Raw genomic sequence first — 16,054 nt, 5'->3', positions numbered from 1 at the left:
GATCGTTGGGAATGACCATATGACACAAACACTGCTCGACAAACGTCTCTACGACGTCCTCAATGCCGTGGCGCTCAAGAAGATGGCCACCGCGGCCGCCGTTTCGGAGATCGTGGATCTGGGCACCGATCAGGTTCGGGAGATCTTCGCCGAACTCGCCGACAGTGACTACCTCGCACTGATGGGCGAGACGGCACTGCCCACCGACGCCTCGGGTCCGGTGCTGGTCGATTCCGCGGCCGCGATCTACGGGCCGATCCGCAACGATCCCTCGGTGCTGCAAGTCGCCGACAAGTTCGAGGACGTCAATTCCCGCTTCCTCAAGACCATGTCCTCTTGGCAGCAGATCGAGGTGGGCGGACGCAAACTCGCCAATGACCACAGCGATTCTGCCTACGACGCGAAGGTGATCTCCACCATCGAGCGCCTGGTGTCCCGGCTCGAGGGGCTGCTCGAAGCGCTCGGCGAAAAGGACCAGCGGTTCCGCACCTACATCGGACGATTCGAACGCTCCTTGGAAAAGGTCGACAGCGGCGACATCGCGTTCGTCTCCGATCCAACGAAGGACTCGGTGCACAACGTGTGGTTCGAATTCCACGAAGACTTGCTGCGCACCCTCGGTCGCGCACGTAAGGAGTGAACAAGGTGAGCTCTGTGACTGTTACGACCGGACTGACCCGCGCGTTCAGTGAACCAGGTGAGATCGACCGGAATGTGCTCGGCGGCAAGGGCTACGGCCTGGTCGAGATGACCCAGGAAGGCCTGAACGTGCCCGGCGGGTACGTCATTTCCACGTCGGCCTGTCACGACTACCTCGAGCACGGGTCCATGACCGAGGACCTGATCGAGGAAATCCACGGCCGCCTGAACGAGCTCGAACAGGCGACAGGCAAGACATTCGGTGGCGGCCCCTTCCCGCTGCTGCTGTCCGTTCGCTCAGGGGCTCCGGTGTCCATGCCGGGGATGATGGACACCGTCCTCAACCTCGGTCTCGGCCGCGATGCGGCGATCGCGCTGGCCGACGTCACCGGCGACACCCGCTTCATGGCGGACGTGCTGTTCCGGTTCCACGGGATGTACGCCGAAACGGTGATGGGGGCTCTCGAGACACCCGACCGCGAGGATCTCGCCGCGCTGATCGACGACGTGGAGACCGACAGCCAGCCCGGACCCGTCTACGACCGGGTGTGGGAGCACTGCCAGACCCTGGTGCGCGACGAACTCGACGACGAAGTTCCCAGCGACCCACGCGCTCAGCTCATCGGCGCCGTGGAGGCGGTCTTCCGGTCCTGGAATACCCGACGTGCCGTGAAATACCGTGAAGTGCACAAGATCCCGAACGACCTCGGGACCGCGGTGGTCGTGCAGTCGATGGTCTTCGGTAACCTCGATGAGGACTCCGGCTCGGGCGTGGTGTTCACTCGCAACCCCGTCACCGGCGAGCCAGGACTGTTCGGGGAGTTCCTTGCCGCCAGTCAGGGGGAAGACGTCGTCGCCGGTATCCGCACCCCGGACCCCGTCACCGCGCTACGCGACCGACTCCCGCACGTCTACACCGAACTCGAGAGCACCTGCGTCGAGCTTGAACGCCGCCGAGGCGACGTCCTCGACATCGAGTTCACCGTTGAACGCGGCATCCTGTACATGCTTCAGGTCCGCAGCGCCAAGCGCACCGCCCAGGCCGCGATCCGGATCGCGGCCGACCTGCTCGCCGAGCAGGTCGTGAGCACCTCCGGTGCCCTCGCGACGCTGACCCTGGAGCAGATCCGCCAGGTGCAGCGGCCCGGGTTCGACCCGGATGCCTACGCCCGCGCCCACGAGGACGGGCGATTGCTGGCCACCGGCGTCGGCGCGTCCCCAGGGCACGTGGTCGGTGAGCTGTACTTCGACTCCGACGCGGCGCAGCAGGCGGTCAAGGAGGGCAAGACAGTCATCCTGGCGCGGCCGGTGACCAGCCCGACCGACTTGCACGGCATGATCGCCGCCGACGGCATCCTCACCGCCACGGGCGGTTCGACCAGCCACGCCGCCGTGGTGGCCCGCGCACTGGGCACCACCTGCGTCGTCGGATGCGCCGCGGTGGACATCGACCCCGCGGCGGGCACCATGCACGTGGCCGGCAGGACTCTGACCACCGGAGATATCGTCTCCCTCGACGGCTCGTCGGGTGAGGTGATTGCCGGGGAGATCGAGCTCAGTGAGCCGGCGGCCGAGGACGACCGTCTCTCGGGTCTGCTCGAACTCGCCCGCGAACGTGCCGGCGCGCAGGTCTTCGCGCGGGCGACCACACCGGATCAGGTGCGTCAGGCGCTCGCACGCGGTGCCACCGGATTGGTGGCGGGTATCGACGACGTCCTGGCCACCACCGGGCACCTCGACGGAATCATCACCACGCTGCGCGAGGGCGAGATCAGCGATGCCAGCGCGGCGCTCGAGGCCGCTGTGGCCACCGAGTTTTCGAAGTTGTTCGCCGATGCGAGCGTGTCCGAGTTCGGGGTGCGGGCGATCGATTTTCACGCCGACGAATCAAGCGAGTTGCTCCGCACGGCCGAGCTGTTCATTGCGCACCCGGAATTGGCGTTGCCGCTCGGGTCGGAGGAAATTCTGTCTGCGCAGTTGCGCGGTATCACCGCTGCCCTGCAGAACGCGGATGCCGAGTTGCGTGTGCACTTCACGGTCCGCAAGATCGCCGACAGCGGTGAGGTCGCCGCGCTGGTCGCGCTGCGGGACCACCTGCCCGGCGCCGAGCAGGTGGAGATCGGTGGGTATCTGACCAGCCCCCGCGGTGTCGCCTCCATCGACGCCATCACCGAACACAGTGACGTCGTGTGGATCGAACTGCGGGTCCTGCAGGCCGCGGTGGCCGGTATCTCGGCGCGGCACCTGCTGACCAGTGAACCGCTCGATTCGTATCTGCGTCGGGGCCTGATCACCGTCGACCCTCGCGTCGAGATCGACGATCAGGTCGGCCACTTGGTCGACACCGTCGCCGCTGTGATCGCCCGAGATCGGAATCGCCGGGTGGGGATCCGGTTGAGTGGACCGGTCACCGCGGAACTGGTGCAGGCACTGCAGCAGCGCGGGTTCACCCGCTTCGGCGTCGACGCCGATGAGGTGCGCCCATCGATCCTGGCGTTGGGACAACGAGACCGCCAGAGCGAGTAGGTCGGTGACCTGAGGGTGGGGTATGGGTGGCGTGAATCAAACGCCGTCCTGCGCCACCCTCAGTCGTCGTTGACCGGCCGTGCGGCCGCGTCTATTCCGCCCGAAGTCGATACGAAGAAGGTCCAACCGGCGACGGGTGGTGTGTGGTGAGAACCCGGTCGGGGGTCACCACACACCACTCTCAGTTGGTGGGTAGCGTCGAATCGCCGTCCAGGTCATTGACCGCCTGGGTGACCTGCAAGAGCCGCAGCGCCAGGTCGGCGCGCATCCGGTCGGAATGTCGGGACAGGTCCAGATTGGTGAGTTTGCGGATCAGATCCAGCCGATAGGCGAGGGTCTTGGGATGGACGAACAGCCGTTCGGCGGCATCCTTCTGCGAGCAATTGGCATCGAAGAAGGTGCGCAGCGTCTTGAGCAGGGATCCGTCCGACTGCTGGTCGTACTCGAGCAGTGGCTCGGTGACCTCCTTGATGAATCCCTGCAGGTCGGGATTGTCGCTGCTACCGAGCAGGAGCCGCACGATACCGAGTTCGTCATACAGGGACACCGTGCCGAGGCGACGGGAGGCGGCGTGTGCGGTCTTCGCTTCGCCGAAGGCCGCCGGATAGTCCGCCGGGTCGCTGCGTGCCGAACTCACACCCCACGTGATCCGCAGCTCCGGATGACACTGGGCCGCGGTCTTGTCCAGCTCATCGAGCAGAGCCCGGGCTCGTTCGCGGTCCTTGATCGGGGCGAGGGCGACGATCCAGTTGCCGCGCACACTGGTGAGCGTCAACGGCGCGGGATGGGTGCAGCTGCGGAGACCGTTGAGGACGTTGCGCCGCAACGTATCTGCGGAGGATGTGGTCCACCCCTCCTGCGCGGAGATGGCGTCGGTGTTTTCGAGAACGCCGTAGACGACCCGGTGAAAACCTTTGAGCCGGATTCCCATCTGGTGGGTGCGGCTGCGCGCGGCGGACCGCTGCTCGGCGGTGCCTTCCATCAGGTCCCACAGGATCTGGTCGAGGGCCTCGGCCCGAGCGGCGCTGGCGGCGCGCTGCTGCAGCTGGGTGAGGGAACAGACCATCGCGGCCTGCCCGCATGCCACCTCCATGATCTCTGCATCCTCGCTGCCACCGACGAGGCAGACCGCCCCGTACTGGTTCTCGGCGGCGATGACCGGGTGAGCCCAGATCGTGCGGGCGTCACGGGCCACGATCCGGGTGGCGCGTTGCGGCAACACACCGTGCCGGCCGATCACTTCGTCGAGCAGGGGTGTGGTGTCGAGGGTGCGCGGGAAGGTTGCCTCGATCTCTCCGGTGGCGGAGAGGATCACGACATCGCAGCCCAGTTCGGTACCCACGGTGCGGGCCACCGAACTGGTGACGGCGGAATTGGCGAGCACGATCTCGATCAGCGAATGCTGCAGTGTTGCAGACCGATTGAGCAGGGTCAGTTGGCGCTCGAGGGAAATGCGGGTCCGGTCGAGTTCGACGACGGTGGCCCGCTGGGTGTCGTAGAGGCGACCATTTTCGATGGCGATGGTGGCGAGGTCGGCCAGCGCCACCAAGCGGCGGACGTCGCGCTCGGTGAACGAGGAGTAGCGGCGCCGCCACACCTCCAGGACACCGATCATGTCTCCGTGCACGATCAGGGGCACCGCCAGCGCCGAACGAGTCGCCTCCTGCTCGGCGAGGGACATGAAATCCGTGCTGATCGTCGAATCCTGGAGGTAGCTGTCGATCTTGGCGACCTTCCCGGTTTCGAAGACGAGCCCGGCCACCCCCTGGCCCTTTTTCATCCGCAAACGGGCGGTGTCGATCACCCGATGCCCGGTGCAGCTGCGCATGCGCAACTCGTCGTCCTCCCGCAGGAACACCCCACAGATGTCTGATTCGGACATCCGCAGGGTCTGGGTGGTGATGTTGAGCAGAACCTGGTCGAGGTCTTGCGCGCTGAGGATCTGGTGCGTTACGGCGCGCATGACCTCGGCCTCGTCGTCGAGCGCGGCGAGATCTTCGGTGGAGGCATGGGCGTGGGCTGTCAGTTCGATCCACACGCAGAGCTGGGCGAGAAGAGTGCGGTGCGCCGAGACCACCTGGACCGGGACGGACAGATCGACGACGATGGCGACGCTGCCGACGGTGGCTGCGCGGTCTACCAGGGGACCGGCACCGCACTCGAGGGCGGCCAGCTGAGTTTGGTCGGCGGAGTCCTGCGCGCCGGCGAGCACGATCCAGTCGAGGTCGTGTCGATGGAAAACGCTGACGGGGATGCTGCTGCTGAAGGTCGTGACAACATCCGCTGCCGCGGCGACGGCGTTCTGCGGGATCGTCGCCAGCAGCGCCTGGATCCGCTCCACTGGCACGGCCCCTCCGGGTACCGTGCCGATCGGGGTGGCTCGCACCCCGATCGAGCTCTCCGTGTGGTCCATACCCGCCTCGTCGGTTCGTGTGTGTCTAGGACACTTCGATGACTGCCTTCAGCGTACGGCGCGAGGTCATCGCCTCGTATGCGGACGGTGCGTCGTGGAGGTCGACTCGGTGGTCGATGATGATGGTCGGGTCGATCGCCCCGGAGGCCACCAATCCGGACAACCGGTCCCGGTCGCGGATTGCATTGCCGATCGCGAAGCGGAGTGTCAATTCGCCGGCGAACGCCTGCGCGACGGGCAGCGGCCAGGTCGGTTGTTGATGCACCCCGACCGAGACGACGGTGCCACGGCGGCGAACCAGCCCGAACGCGGCGTCGAGTCCGCGTGGGCCACCGACCGCCTCGATGACGGCATCCGCGCCGCGACCGTCGGTGAGCGCGTCGACGAGCGGTCGCGCCTCCTCCGGGGTCGCGGCGAGCGCCCCGTGTGCGTGGGCGGTGGCCCGCCGCTCCGCGACCGGTTCGATCAGCACGACCGGGCCGGCCGAGCAGGCCTGCGCGGCGAGGCTGGTCAGCTGCCCGACAGGCCCGCCACCGATGATCGCGACGGTATCGCCGGGCCGGATGTCGCAGCGTTGCACCGCCGCGTACCCGGTCGCCAGGACGTCCCCGAAGAACAGGGTGGCCTCGTCCGAGATTCCGTCGGCGATGGCGTGCAGGACCACATCGGCATGTGGTACTCGGACGATCTCCGCCTGGGCTCCGGCCAGCGCGGGACCGAACGCCTCACCGGTGCCGAAGAACTGGCGCTGACCGCATTCCCAGTGATTCCCGCTGCGGCACCACCAGCAGTGCCCGCACGCGGTGAAGTCGGCGCCGCTGACCCGATCACCGGTGGCGAAGGTCCGCACCGCCGAACCGACCGTCACCACGGTGCCGGTGAACTCGTGGCCGAGCACCGCTCCGCGGGACAGACCGTCGGGGTGGGTGATCGTGTGCAGATCGGTTCCGCAGATCGCTGCCCGATGCACCTTGACCAGTGCGTCGGTCGGGTCGATCAGAGCCGGATCAGGGACGCTCGAGACCTCGACGGCACCGACCCCGGCGAACACCACCGCTCTCATGACGCGGCCGTCACTCGCTCGAGGTCGGCCACCCGCTCGGAGATCCGGGTAGCTGCGGTGCGCACCGCGGTCAGCTCATCCGGGGTCAGTGGCATCTCCACGATCTCGCGTAACCCGTTGCGACCCAACCGGGCCGGAAGTCCGACATACCCATCCGTGATGCCGTACTGGCCTCGGGCACGCACGGTGGCCGGGAGGATCTGGTCGGAATCGGTGGCCATTGCCAACACCATGCGGGCGGCGGAGGCACCTGGGGCGAAGAATGCGCTGCCGGACTTGAGGAGCCCGACGATCTCGGCGCCGGAGTTGCGGGCCCGGTCGACAAGTGCGGTGACCTGTGCGTTCGGCAGCGCCTGGGTGATCGCAGTGCCCGCTACTCGCGCCTGCGACAGCGGGATGACCATCTCGTCGCCGTGGCTGCCCAGGGCGAGCGCGTTCACCGTGGACGCGGGGGAGTCCGTAGCCAACCCGGCCAAGGCCTGGAAGCGCGAGCTGTCGAGCACCCCGGCCATGCCGATCACCCGCTCGGCGGGCAGCCCCGAGGCCTGCCACGCGTGGTGGGTCATCTCGTCGAGCGGATTGGTCACCACCAGCAACACCGTCTGGGGGGAGATTGCGGCGGCCTCGCGGGCGAGTGCGCCGACGATGCCGGCGTTCACCTCCACGAGATCGGTCCGGCTCATCCCGGGCTGGCGGGCCCGCCCGGCGGTGATGACCACGTAGTCGGCGGGCCCGGCCTCTGCGAGACTGGTGACGCCGCGGATGGTGGTGTCGAAGCCGAGCAGCGCGGTCGAATGGGTCAGGTCCAACGCGATTCCCGCCGCCAGTCCTTCGGCGATGTCGACGAGGACGACTTCCGCGATGATGTTCGCCTCCGCGAGCTTCATCGCGGTGATCATTCCGACGTGCCCGGCGCCGACTACGACCACCCGGCCGACGGATTTCGCAGCACTCGTCAGCTCGGGTCGCGGTATGCGGGGCTGGTGCAGGGCGGCGGGAGCGACGGCGGGATGCAGCGGCGCCCCGCGCCGGTACAGCGCCGGGGCCGGCGGCGCGAGCGGGGGCGGCGCTGTGTGTGACCCGTTCGAGGACGGGCGGGCAAACATCGGGGCCACCGCAGCGGGTGCCGGGGGCGGCGACTGGTTCGCGGTGGCGGGGATGCTGGGCGGTCCGGCGCTGGCAACGACGATCGTGATGCCGCGTTCGCGGGCCAGTTCCCGTGCGAGCGGGGTGACGATGTCTTTCGCTCCGACAACCAGCTCGCCGGCCCCGGCCGATGGGACCGCGTCGACACCGAAGACCGTCATCGCCGGGCCTCCTCGGTCCCTTCGAGTGATTCGAGCGCGGCGACCGCGGCATCGCGGGCGGTGGCGACCTCGCTTTCACTGCCGGCCAGGAACAGTCGACCGAACCGGCCCACGGCGCGGATCTCGATGACGTCGATGTCCGCGGCCTTCTCCGCTTCGTTCGCGGCCAACGACACATACGCCGCCGGGGCGACTTCCATGACGAACAGGCTCGAGCCGGGCATCAGTAGGGTGCCCTTGCGCCACTTGTTCAGTAGCTGCGCCTGATACCCGTGCACGTTGGTGATGAACTGGGTCGACGCGACGACCGGCTTGATGCGGTCGGTTTCCTTCATCCCGAGCGCATCGAGCAGAGCCTCCCCGGCCGCGAGGACTTCCGCCTGGTGCTCGGAATGGATTTCGAGTAGACCGAATTCGCGTTCGATGATCTGCAGGGCGGGACGTACCCCGGAAGATTTCAGCGCGATGTCCGCCGCGCGGAACACCTCGTTGCCCGGGGCCATCTCGACGAACAGTTCCGCCATCCCGGCCAACGGCGGGTCGCCGGGGCTGGTGGCGGCGATGTGCGCCGCACACTGCGGCTGCATTCGATCGATGAATGCGTACGTCCGGAGTGTTGCTGTGCCTGTCATGACGCGTACCTCGCGATTCCCAATGGAGTGATGAGCAGCGCGTGCGGATAACCCCGCACACGCCGGCCCAGGTATTTACTGATGGTCGTATCGGCGCCGGGAAGCATCAGGGCGCCGCCGGCGAGATGGAGTTCGAGGTGTTCGGCGCCTCGGGTCAGATCCCGGATCGAGGAACCGATGCGCTCGATTCCCGGTCGAAGGATCGCGAGGTAGTCACCGCTACCAGCCCGTTTGCATTCCTCCGCCTCGGCGATGGTGACGCCGAGAGCGCCGGCAAGGATCAGATCCAGGTGGTGTCCGCCGCCGGGGCGATCGTCGAGGGCGGTCAGCTGCCCCGCTTCGAAGACTCCCACGCCGGTCGATCCGCCACCGACGTCGATGACCACCCCGTCGGCCACGTCGAGGGTCTTGTTGGCGGCGCTGACCTCGTCGATCAGGACGACCTCGTCGAAGCCCGCGCTCTCGAGGACGAAGCGGCAGGCCCGACTGTCGGCCTCCCCGATGCACGGGGGATAGGCGGTGGCCGCGTTGATCAGCTCGACGCCGAGTTCGTCCTCGGCGGTCGCTTTCAGCTTCCGGACTGCCGCGGCTGCGGCCGCGAAGTCCACGACGACCCCGTCGCGGATGGCGGCGGTGCGGTCGAAATCGATCCACACCGGATCCCCGGTGGAATCGACCACGGTGATCACGCAGGTGGCGGTGCCGAGGTCGATGCCGGTGCGCAGATCACCGTCGTGATCCGTTCGGGCGGAACGGATGCGCCGATGCGCCTGATCGAGTGTCTGCGCGACCGTGTCGAGGGACATCAGTCGAACACTCCACGCCAGGGCCGGGCCTCGTGCGCGATGCGCTTGATGTTCACCAGGTGCAGCGGGGTGACGTTGTCCGAGCAGATCGACCCGCTCCACGTCCCGGTGCCGATCTGGAAGGACGGATCGACGTTCGTCGAGTACCCCATCCCACCGAAGAGGGCTGGTGTGTTGACGACGATGCGGCCGGCCGGAAGTTCGCCGAACTTGGCCACCACCGTCGGGTCGGCGCTGTGCACGGCGACGGTATGGCCTTCGCCGCCCAGTGCCAGGATCTCCCGGCACCGCCGCCAGCCCGCCTGGTAGTCCGCCTCCCGATAAATCGTCAGGACCGGTCCGAGGATCTCGCGCGAGAGCAGTGCGTGGTCGCCGACCTCGGTCATCTCGGCCGCCAGCACCTTCGTCGTCGCCGGGACGGTGAACCCGGACAGCTCTGCCAATCGGATCGCGGACTGGCCCACCGCGTTCGCACGGAGTCCGCCGCGCTCGTCGAACAGGGTGCTGGTCAATGCGGCCTGCTGTTCCGGGGTCAGCCAGGCGGCGCCGGCACGGGACAGTTCCGCGACGAATTGGTCGGCGACAGGTTCGGCGACCACCACGGATTGCTCGGCGACGCAGGCGGTGCCGTTGTCGAACGACTTGGAGGTCACGATCATCGTCGCCGTCTCGGTGAGATCGGTGACCGTCGAGTCGACGTAGGCGGGGACATTGCCCGCGCCGACCGCAATGGTCGGCTTGCCGCTCGAGTACGCGGCGGCGACCATCGCGGGACCACCGGTGGCGAGGACCAGGCGGATACTGTTGTGGCGCATCAGTTCCCGGGTGGCCTCCAGGGTGGGCTGTTGCAGGCAGGACACCAGGTTCTCCGGGGCGCCGGCCCGCACCGCTGCCTCCGCCATGATTTCCGCCGCCCGGGCCGAGCAGCGCGCCGCCCGTGGGTGTGGTGCGTGGACCACGGCGTTGCCGGCCTTGACCGCCGCCAGCGACTTGAACAACACGGTGGCCGTGGGGTTGGTGACCGGGATGATCGCTGCGATCACGCCAATCGGGGAGCCCACGGCGGTGACCTTGTTCTCCTCGTCGGCCCAGAGCACACCGACGGCCCGCCGCTCGAGCATCCAGTCGGCCACGAAGCCGGTGTTGAAGCGGTTCTTGATGATCTTGTTTTCGTATACGCCGTATCCGGTCTCGTCGACCGCCATCCGGGCGAGTTCCTCGGACGCGGCGTACCCGGCCTTCGCCATGGCCCGAACGATGTTGTCGAGCCACTGCTGGTCGGCCCCTTCGATCGCGTCGAAGGCCTTCTTCGTGGCGGTCACCTGTGCGCGGACGTCAACCAGCGCCGCCAGGTCCGCATCGAGCGTTGCTGTCACGGTCTTTTACCTTCCATGGCTCGGTCCGGGGCGCAGACGACTCTGTGTTGCGCCCCGATCGCGGTCGACTTTCAGGCGCCCTTGGGGCGGGCCAGGTTCGACAGCACACCCTCGGTCTCGTCGTGGGGCCGCGGGATGACGTGCACGGAGACGACCTCTCCGGCTTTGCCGGCGGCGACCGCGCCGGCGTCGGTTGCGGCCTTGACCGCGCCGACATCGCCGCGGACCATCACGGTGACCAGGCCGCCACCGATCTCCCGATGGCCGAGGAGTTGTACGTTCGCCGCCTTGACCATTGCGTCGGCGGCTTCGATTGCCCCGACGAGACCCTTGGTCTCGATCAGGCCGAGTGCTCCGGCGCCACGGGCGGGCAGGGTGGTCTGAGTGGTTGCCATGGTCTTTCCTCCATTTTCGTTATTGCTGGGTAGATCAGCGAGTGACTTGCGCACTGCGTCGGTTCGTGTGGTCATTTCGAGTAGGTCACCTCACCGTGAGTGACGATCGTGTCCGCGATCGCGACGATCGCCTGGTCGACCGGGACACCGGTGGTGGCCGGGTCCACTCGTGCCGCGCCCCCGGACACGACGAGAACGATTTCTTCCTGTCCGGCACCGACGAGGTCGACGGCGGCATACGACCGCCGATCCGTACCGTCGGGGGCGGTGTCGATATCCTCGACGACCAGGATCGTCGTTCCGGATAGTTCGGAAACCTTGGCGGTGGACACCACCTGGCCGACAACACGTGCAAGTCTCACCGGGAGGACCGCCTTCTCTTAGGGTCACCGAAAACGAACGGGATCGATGCACTCCCGCTCACCCCAAGTGACCCGGGAGTGCATCGAGGAGGACGCTACGGCGGCACACCCCGCTGGTCGTTATCTCCCGGGGACAGCTCTGGGCCGGTCAGTTGTCCCCGATGGATGTGGCGGGGGTATCTCGAATTCGGCAAGGTGTGCGGTGACGAGGACCGCGCCGGGTAATCACACCGGGCGGCAACCGCCAGAGCCTAGGAGAGCCACATGATCGAAGACATCGACGCTGATTTCCACACCCCTACCAGCGACGATCCAACCTGGACCGAGACGAACTTCTTCGGCTTCTACATCCCGGAAGCCACCCTCAACGTCGGCGTCTATGCGCTCTTCCGCCCGAATGTGGGCGTCGCGATCTCCACGATCGCCATGAACTCGAAGTTCGTGCAGGCGCCCTGGCAGGCCGAGTACTGGGACGCCCAGCACCACCTGCCCATCCCGGAACCGCGGAATCTGCGCGATTACCGCTTGAACAATGGCCTGCATGTCGTCTGCCGCGAACCCAACCGGGTGTGGGATGTGGAATTCGACAACGGCGACGACGTCTCGCTGGCCTTCCGGTACACCGCCATCGCCGATGCCTTCGACATCCACGACCCCCAGCAGGACCCGATCGTGGCCAAGCAGGCCGACGACGGCGTGTTCGCGTGGGGTGAGGCCTACGCCGGCCACTTCGACCAGTCCGGTCATTTCGAGGGCGAGGTCAACCTGCGCGGCAAGAAGTATGCCGTCGACTGCATCTCGACGATGGACCACAGCTGGGGTCTGCGCTCGGAGCACCAGGGCCACACCATGAGCTGGCTGCACGCCCACTTCTCCAAGGACTTCGCGATCCACGGAATCTTCGACTTCGACCCCACAGGCGGCCCAGACGCCACCACCGAACTCACCCTCGAGCACGGCTACGTCGTCGACAAGGGGGAACTGTTCGGGTTGGCCGCGGGCCGGGGCCGCACCATCCGGGAAGGGTTCTTCGCCAAGTCGGTCGAGCTGGAGCTTACCGACAGCGAAGGTCGGGAGTATGAGCTCCAGGGCCTCGGCCGGACGAGTTTCCCCTGGCAGGCCGGGCCTGGCACGGTCGGGTACAACGTCCTCGCCGAATGGCGTTCGGGCACCGAACGTGGATGGGGCGAGATCCAGGACTTCATCGGCCCCCAGCAGTTGTGCAAGATCTACAGCGCCTCCGACACGGCCGGCAGCTGACCATGTGCCGACCTGAGCCGCCGCAGGCGGTGATCTTCGACCTCGACGGCACACTCGTGCAGACCCGCGAAGCATCCTGGCGGGTCTTCGAGAAGATCAGTGCCACTCATCATCTCGGGATCACAACAGCTGAACAGTTCTACGAGATGTTCGCCAACAACTTCTTCGTCTCCCTGCGCGGTCTCTGCCGCGACGCCGAGCATGTGCGCCTTGTCGAGGACGACTTCATGCGCAGCCTCGGAGCCGACTACGCCCCACTCATGATTCCCGGCATGGTGGACGTGGTGAAAGCGCTGGTGCCGCACGCGACCCTGGCCGTTCTGTCGTCGAACTCCACTGAAGTCATCCGCAGAGTTCTGCGCACGAACACGCTCGAATACTGCTTCGGGCACGTGTTCGGCGGCGATGTCGAACCCGACAAGGCCAAGGGAATCCAGCGGTTCCTCGACGACGCCGCGCAAGGTTCCGGTCGGCGCTGCCAAGCGTTCTACGACGAATCAGCAATCGGAGGTGCTGTCCCGGCCGGGGCGACCGCCATCATCACCGACACAGTCGGGGATGTCGAAGCGGCAATGAGAGCCGGGATCCGCGCGGTCGGGGTCGCCTGGGGCATGCACACCGAAGAGCAACTGCTCGCCGCCGGCGCGGAGTTCGTCGCGATCTGGCCGCAAGAGATTCTCGCGCACCTATTTGCAAGTGCCACCGCGACGGCGGCATGTGCGTGCCCGCCGTCACCAGTCGCAGCGTTACCGCGACCCTCGGCTATCCCGGCCCGGGTGCAGCGCAGAGTGTCCGGAGCGAAGGCACTACAGGAGCGGATCACCCCCCACCGAGTGTCACCGACGCCGAACACCCAGCCCGCCACCTCGGCCCCGCCACCCCGAGGGGAGCCAATTGCGAACGGCACCCCATCCGCGGCGGACAACGAGTTGCTGCTCGCAGTGCGATTGGCGATGCCATGACGCCCCACGTCCTGGTCACCAACGACGACGGGATCGACGCGCCAGGGCTGGCGGCCCTTGCTCACACTGCGTGCGAGCAAGGGTACGACGTCACGGTCGCCGCACCTCACCGGCAAGCCAGCGGCAGCGCCGGTGGCCTGACGATGTTTCTTGTCGAAGACCGACTCGAAGTGAGCCACCGTCGGCTACCCGGGCTACCGGGAGTCGAGGCCTACTCCGTGGCCGCGCATCCGGGCATGATCGCACTCGCCGCAGTCCTCGGCCGCTTCGGCCCGGTCCCCGACCTTATTCTCTCCGGTATCAACGAGGGTTCGAACCTTGGTGCAGCGGTGTTGCATTTGGGCACTGCCGGTGCGGCCATGGTCGCCGGGGCGCACGGCGTGACCGCATTGGCAGCATCGCTGCACCTGGACTTCGAAATCGACCAATCGATGGAGCGCAGCCTTGCCCGGCACTGGAGCACCGCCGCCGCGGTGGTCGGCGACATCCTGCCGAATATCATGACCGCGGACGCCGGATCGGTATTCAACCTCAACGTGCCCAACCTACCCAGTGCGGAGGTTCGACCCCTGGTCGCCGCGTCGTGGACCCTCGCCGGCACCGCGCCGACCCTGCTGCCGTTCATCGCCGAGTTCGATCGGCATGCCGATGCGCTGCCGGTGGCGGAGTTACTCGAACCCACGATCGACATCGTCGAAGGCTCCGACATCGAAAGGGTGCGGATGGGACACCCCACGCTGTCGCTGCTCCACCTGAACGGAGACTCGTCCATCGACTGGATCTGTCAGGTCCGCTCGTGACACGAGCGAAATAGCGTCACAAACTGTCATGTGGAGTCCCGGTCGCCAAGGCACGTGGCACAGGCCATCTGATGAATATGGAGGTTGGACAATGAGTTCCGGTGCAGTTGGATTGATCGAAACGGTGGGTTTGGTCGGAGCCATCGAGGCTGCTGACGCCATGGTCAAAGCGGCCAACGTCGCTCTTGTCGGATACAGGACTCTGCGCAACGGACAGGTAACCGTGCTGGTCCGCGGCGATGTCGGCGCGGTCCAGGCCGCGGTCGACGCAGGGATGGCGGCGGCACGAAATACAGGAGAGTTGGCGACATCGCACGTGATCGCGCGCCCCCACAACGAGACCGAGGACGTGTTGGCAGCCGCGATTCCCACAATCTGGTAACGGAACCGGCTCCGGCACCACTGTTGTCGGCTGCACGACGCCGACTGAAATTGCGTCGCGATGGGCCGAGCGTCGCTCACGCAGAGACACCGATAGCGGGCTGTCGTCATCGCATCACCATCCTCATCCGGCTATCGAATGGAGATCCCCGGCTGAAGGACAATGAGAGCATGAAGCCTCACACCTACACGACTTACAGCATCGGATGCGGCGTCGCCTGGGTCATCGTGTGGTCGATCATCGGCACCACGCGACCAGAAGCCCGCTCCCCGGTTCTGCTGTTCTTTGCCGGATGGTTGGCGGGGTGGACGTCAGCGACCATCGCCCGATATGTGTACCCACCACCACAGCGAAGCCCTGGCATCCGCACGCCGCACTGGACACGGTGGGCAGGAGTCCTCCCGAAAGCGGATCCCGTACCGGACGTCTAGCCTTTGGTGAGTTCAGTTCAGTCGCTCGGTGAGGTGAACCTCGACGTTGTCACCGTCGTTCTTGCCGATCGCCTTGCGGATGGCAGCAGCTACGGGCAGCTTGTGGGTGCCATCTCCCAGTGCCATGAACGCTCCGGTGAACGGGTGCGCGTCGATGGTCCCAGCGACTTTGACCAGACCACGGGTACCGAAGATCCGTGCTGAGTCGGGTAGCTGCACGCATGTCCAAGTGTCCCCGGGACGGACCTTGCCAAGCCGGGCGGTGAAGGTGATGTCCAGGGGTCGGGGATCTGCCATGGTCTTGCTCCTTCGCGGTGCTGGACCGGGTGAATCCATCCGGATCAACTCCTCATTGTGAAGGGTCCAGAAGCGACCATCCCGCCAATGACGCATACTGCGCACGCCACCGCGTATCTCAGCTGCACATCCTGACGGGCAGCTCCGATCGTGTGCTGCCGGCCTGTCGGGTCTGTCCCGCTTCAGGTGCCGGGCGAAGAACCGGTTCCTGTCGTCACCCTCGAACTGGGGGACGCCGGTATGCCCGCCCATATTGGCGTGCAGCGTCTTCTCCTTCGAGCCGAAGGCGTCGAACAGGTCGTGATGCGCGGCTCGACCACCGCCAACCGGATGCCGATGGCGATCACCCCTCCCGAGTACCCGACCGGACCGCCGATTTCGGGCAGCGAAAGCAGGGCGTCCA

General features: G+C 66.6%; 15 protein-coding genes and 1 pseudogene. 6 read left to right on the top strand and 10 right to left on the bottom strand.

Annotated features, from left to right (window positions below; genetic code table 11):
- The first annotated feature begins 19 nt into the window (after nucleotides 1-19).
- On the top strand, nucleotides 20-640 hold the full coding sequence (locus MLGJGCBP_RS28545; protein WP_087561989.1) for a hypothetical protein: 621 nt from the start codon (nucleotides 20-22) through the stop codon (nucleotides 638-640).
- A gap of 14 nt (nucleotides 641-654) precedes the next feature.
- A complete protein-coding gene (locus MLGJGCBP_RS28540; protein WP_160099709.1) occupies nucleotides 655-3,165 on the top strand; it encodes a pyruvate, phosphate dikinase in 2,511 nt (836 codons plus the stop codon).
- Nucleotides 3,166-3,346: 181 nt separating this feature from the next.
- Here the strand turns inward: MLGJGCBP_RS28540 and MLGJGCBP_RS28535 are convergent, their stop codons facing one another.
- The 8 genes from MLGJGCBP_RS28535 to MLGJGCBP_RS28500 all read right to left on the bottom strand — a co-directional run bounded on the left by MLGJGCBP_RS28535 (nucleotide 3,347) and on the right by MLGJGCBP_RS28500 (nucleotide 11,519).
- The gene (locus tag MLGJGCBP_RS28535) at nucleotides 3,347-5,578 is read right to left on the bottom strand and encodes a helix-turn-helix domain-containing protein (RefSeq protein WP_160099707.1); all 2,232 of its coding nucleotides are present in this window, start codon (nucleotides 5,576-5,578) and stop codon (nucleotides 3,347-3,349) included.
- A 25-nt stretch (nucleotides 5,579-5,603) separates the two neighbouring features.
- Entirely contained in the window at nucleotides 5,604-6,641 is a 1,038-nt protein-coding gene (locus tag MLGJGCBP_RS28530; protein WP_160099705.1) for an alcohol dehydrogenase catalytic domain-containing protein, read from the bottom strand.
- Entirely contained in the window at nucleotides 6,638-7,948 is a 1,311-nt protein-coding gene (locus tag MLGJGCBP_RS28525; RefSeq protein WP_160099703.1) for a malate dehydrogenase, read from the bottom strand. Before MLGJGCBP_RS28525 ends, MLGJGCBP_RS28530 begins: the two co-directional genes overlap by 4 nt.
- Nucleotides 7,945-8,580 (bottom strand): hypothetical protein, encoded by a 636-nt coding sequence (locus MLGJGCBP_RS28520; protein WP_073366703.1) that lies wholly within the window; start codon nucleotides 8,578-8,580, stop codon nucleotides 7,945-7,947. Before MLGJGCBP_RS28520 ends, MLGJGCBP_RS28525 begins: the two co-directional genes overlap by 4 nt.
- Nucleotides 8,577-9,386 (bottom strand): ethanolamine utilization protein EutJ, encoded by an 810-nt coding sequence (eutJ, locus tag MLGJGCBP_RS28515; RefSeq protein WP_160099701.1) that lies wholly within the window; start codon nucleotides 9,384-9,386, stop codon nucleotides 8,577-8,579. Before eutJ ends, MLGJGCBP_RS28520 begins: the two co-directional genes overlap by 4 nt.
- Nucleotides 9,386-10,762: an aldehyde dehydrogenase family protein gene (locus MLGJGCBP_RS28510; RefSeq protein ID WP_160099699.1), complete on the bottom strand. Its 1,377-nt coding sequence runs from the start codon at nucleotides 10,760-10,762 to the stop codon at nucleotides 9,386-9,388. Before MLGJGCBP_RS28510 ends, eutJ begins: the two co-directional genes overlap by 1 nt.
- A gap of 71 nt (nucleotides 10,763-10,833) precedes the next feature.
- Nucleotides 10,834-11,157, bottom strand: coding sequence for a BMC domain-containing protein (locus MLGJGCBP_RS28505; RefSeq protein WP_087561995.1), 324 nt, complete (start codon nucleotides 11,155-11,157; stop codon nucleotides 10,834-10,836).
- 71 nt (nucleotides 11,158-11,228) lie between these two features.
- Nucleotides 11,229-11,519: a EutN/CcmL family microcompartment protein gene (locus MLGJGCBP_RS28500; RefSeq protein ID WP_160099697.1), complete on the bottom strand. Its 291-nt coding sequence runs from the start codon at nucleotides 11,517-11,519 to the stop codon at nucleotides 11,229-11,231.
- Between the two features lie 264 nt (nucleotides 11,520-11,783).
- On the opposite strand from MLGJGCBP_RS28500, the gene MLGJGCBP_RS28495 reads away from it, so the two are divergent.
- The 4 genes from MLGJGCBP_RS28495 to MLGJGCBP_RS28480 all read left to right on the top strand — a co-directional run bounded on the left by MLGJGCBP_RS28495 (nucleotide 11,784) and on the right by MLGJGCBP_RS28480 (nucleotide 14,923).
- Nucleotides 11,784-12,779, top strand: coding sequence for a DUF7064 domain-containing protein (locus tag MLGJGCBP_RS28495; protein ID WP_160099695.1), 996 nt, complete (start codon nucleotides 11,784-11,786; stop codon nucleotides 12,777-12,779).
- Between the two features lie 2 nt (nucleotides 12,780-12,781).
- Nucleotides 12,782-13,741 (top strand): HAD family hydrolase, encoded by a 960-nt coding sequence (locus MLGJGCBP_RS28490; protein ID WP_160099693.1) that lies wholly within the window; start codon nucleotides 12,782-12,784, stop codon nucleotides 13,739-13,741.
- Nucleotides 13,738-14,541, top strand: a complete 804-nt coding sequence (surE, locus tag MLGJGCBP_RS28485) for a 5'/3'-nucleotidase SurE (protein ID WP_160099691.1) — start codon at nucleotides 13,738-13,740, stop codon at nucleotides 14,539-14,541. The genes MLGJGCBP_RS28490 and surE overlap by 4 nt, the downstream gene beginning before the upstream one ends.
- A gap of 91 nt (nucleotides 14,542-14,632) precedes the next feature.
- The gene (locus tag MLGJGCBP_RS28480; RefSeq protein WP_087562000.1) at nucleotides 14,633-14,923 is read left to right on the top strand and encodes a BMC domain-containing protein; all 291 of its coding nucleotides are present in this window, start codon (nucleotides 14,633-14,635) and stop codon (nucleotides 14,921-14,923) included.
- A 443-nt stretch (nucleotides 14,924-15,366) separates the two neighbouring features.
- On the opposite strand, the gene MLGJGCBP_RS28475 is transcribed toward MLGJGCBP_RS28480, so the two are convergent.
- Entirely contained in the window at nucleotides 15,367-15,651 is a 285-nt protein-coding gene (locus MLGJGCBP_RS28475; RefSeq protein WP_087562003.1) for a DUF1905 domain-containing protein, read from the bottom strand.
- 180 nt (nucleotides 15,652-15,831) lie between these two features.
- Nucleotides 15,832-16,054, bottom strand: a pseudogene (locus tag MLGJGCBP_RS52095) (alpha/beta hydrolase); the annotation flags it as partial.

The sequence above is a fragment of the Rhodococcus sp. T7 genome (assembly GCF_009872365.1).
GTDB lineage: Bacteria > Actinomycetota > Actinomycetes > Mycobacteriales > Mycobacteriaceae > Rhodococcus_F.
Note: the sequence above shows the minus strand (reverse complement) of the source record. Positions and strands in the feature narration are given on the sequence as shown.

Coding starts and splice junctions, on each gene's coding strand:
- MLGJGCBP_RS28545 (WP_087561989.1), top strand. CDS start 20: ATGACACAAACACTGCTCGACAAACGTCTCTACGACGTCCTCAATGCC.
- MLGJGCBP_RS28535 (WP_160099707.1), bottom strand. CDS start 5,578: ATGGACCACACGGAGAGCTCGATCGGGGTGCGAGCCACCCCGATCGGC.
- MLGJGCBP_RS28530 (WP_160099705.1), bottom strand. CDS start 6,641: ATGAGAGCGGTGGTGTTCGCCGGGGTCGGTGCCGTCGAGGTCTCGAGC.
- MLGJGCBP_RS28525 (WP_160099703.1), bottom strand. CDS start 7,948: ATGACGGTCTTCGGTGTCGACGCGGTCCCATCGGCCGGGGCCGGCGAG.
- MLGJGCBP_RS28520 (WP_073366703.1), bottom strand. CDS start 8,580: ATGACAGGCACAGCAACACTCCGGACGTACGCATTCATCGATCGAATG.
- eutJ (WP_160099701.1), bottom strand. CDS start 9,386: ATGTCCCTCGACACGGTCGCGCAGACACTCGATCAGGCGCATCGGCGC.
- MLGJGCBP_RS28505 (WP_087561995.1), bottom strand. CDS start 11,157: ATGGCAACCACTCAGACCACCCTGCCCGCCCGTGGCGCCGGAGCACTC.
- MLGJGCBP_RS28495 (WP_160099695.1), top strand. CDS start 11,784: ATGATCGAAGACATCGACGCTGATTTCCACACCCCTACCAGCGACGAT.
- MLGJGCBP_RS28490 (WP_160099693.1), top strand. CDS start 12,782: ATGTGCCGACCTGAGCCGCCGCAGGCGGTGATCTTCGACCTCGACGGC.
- surE (WP_160099691.1), top strand. CDS start 13,738: ATGACGCCCCACGTCCTGGTCACCAACGACGACGGGATCGACGCGCCA.
- MLGJGCBP_RS28480 (WP_087562000.1), top strand. CDS start 14,633: ATGAGTTCCGGTGCAGTTGGATTGATCGAAACGGTGGGTTTGGTCGGA.
- MLGJGCBP_RS28475 (WP_087562003.1), bottom strand. CDS start 15,651: ATGGCAGATCCCCGACCCCTGGACATCACCTTCACCGCCCGGCTTGGC.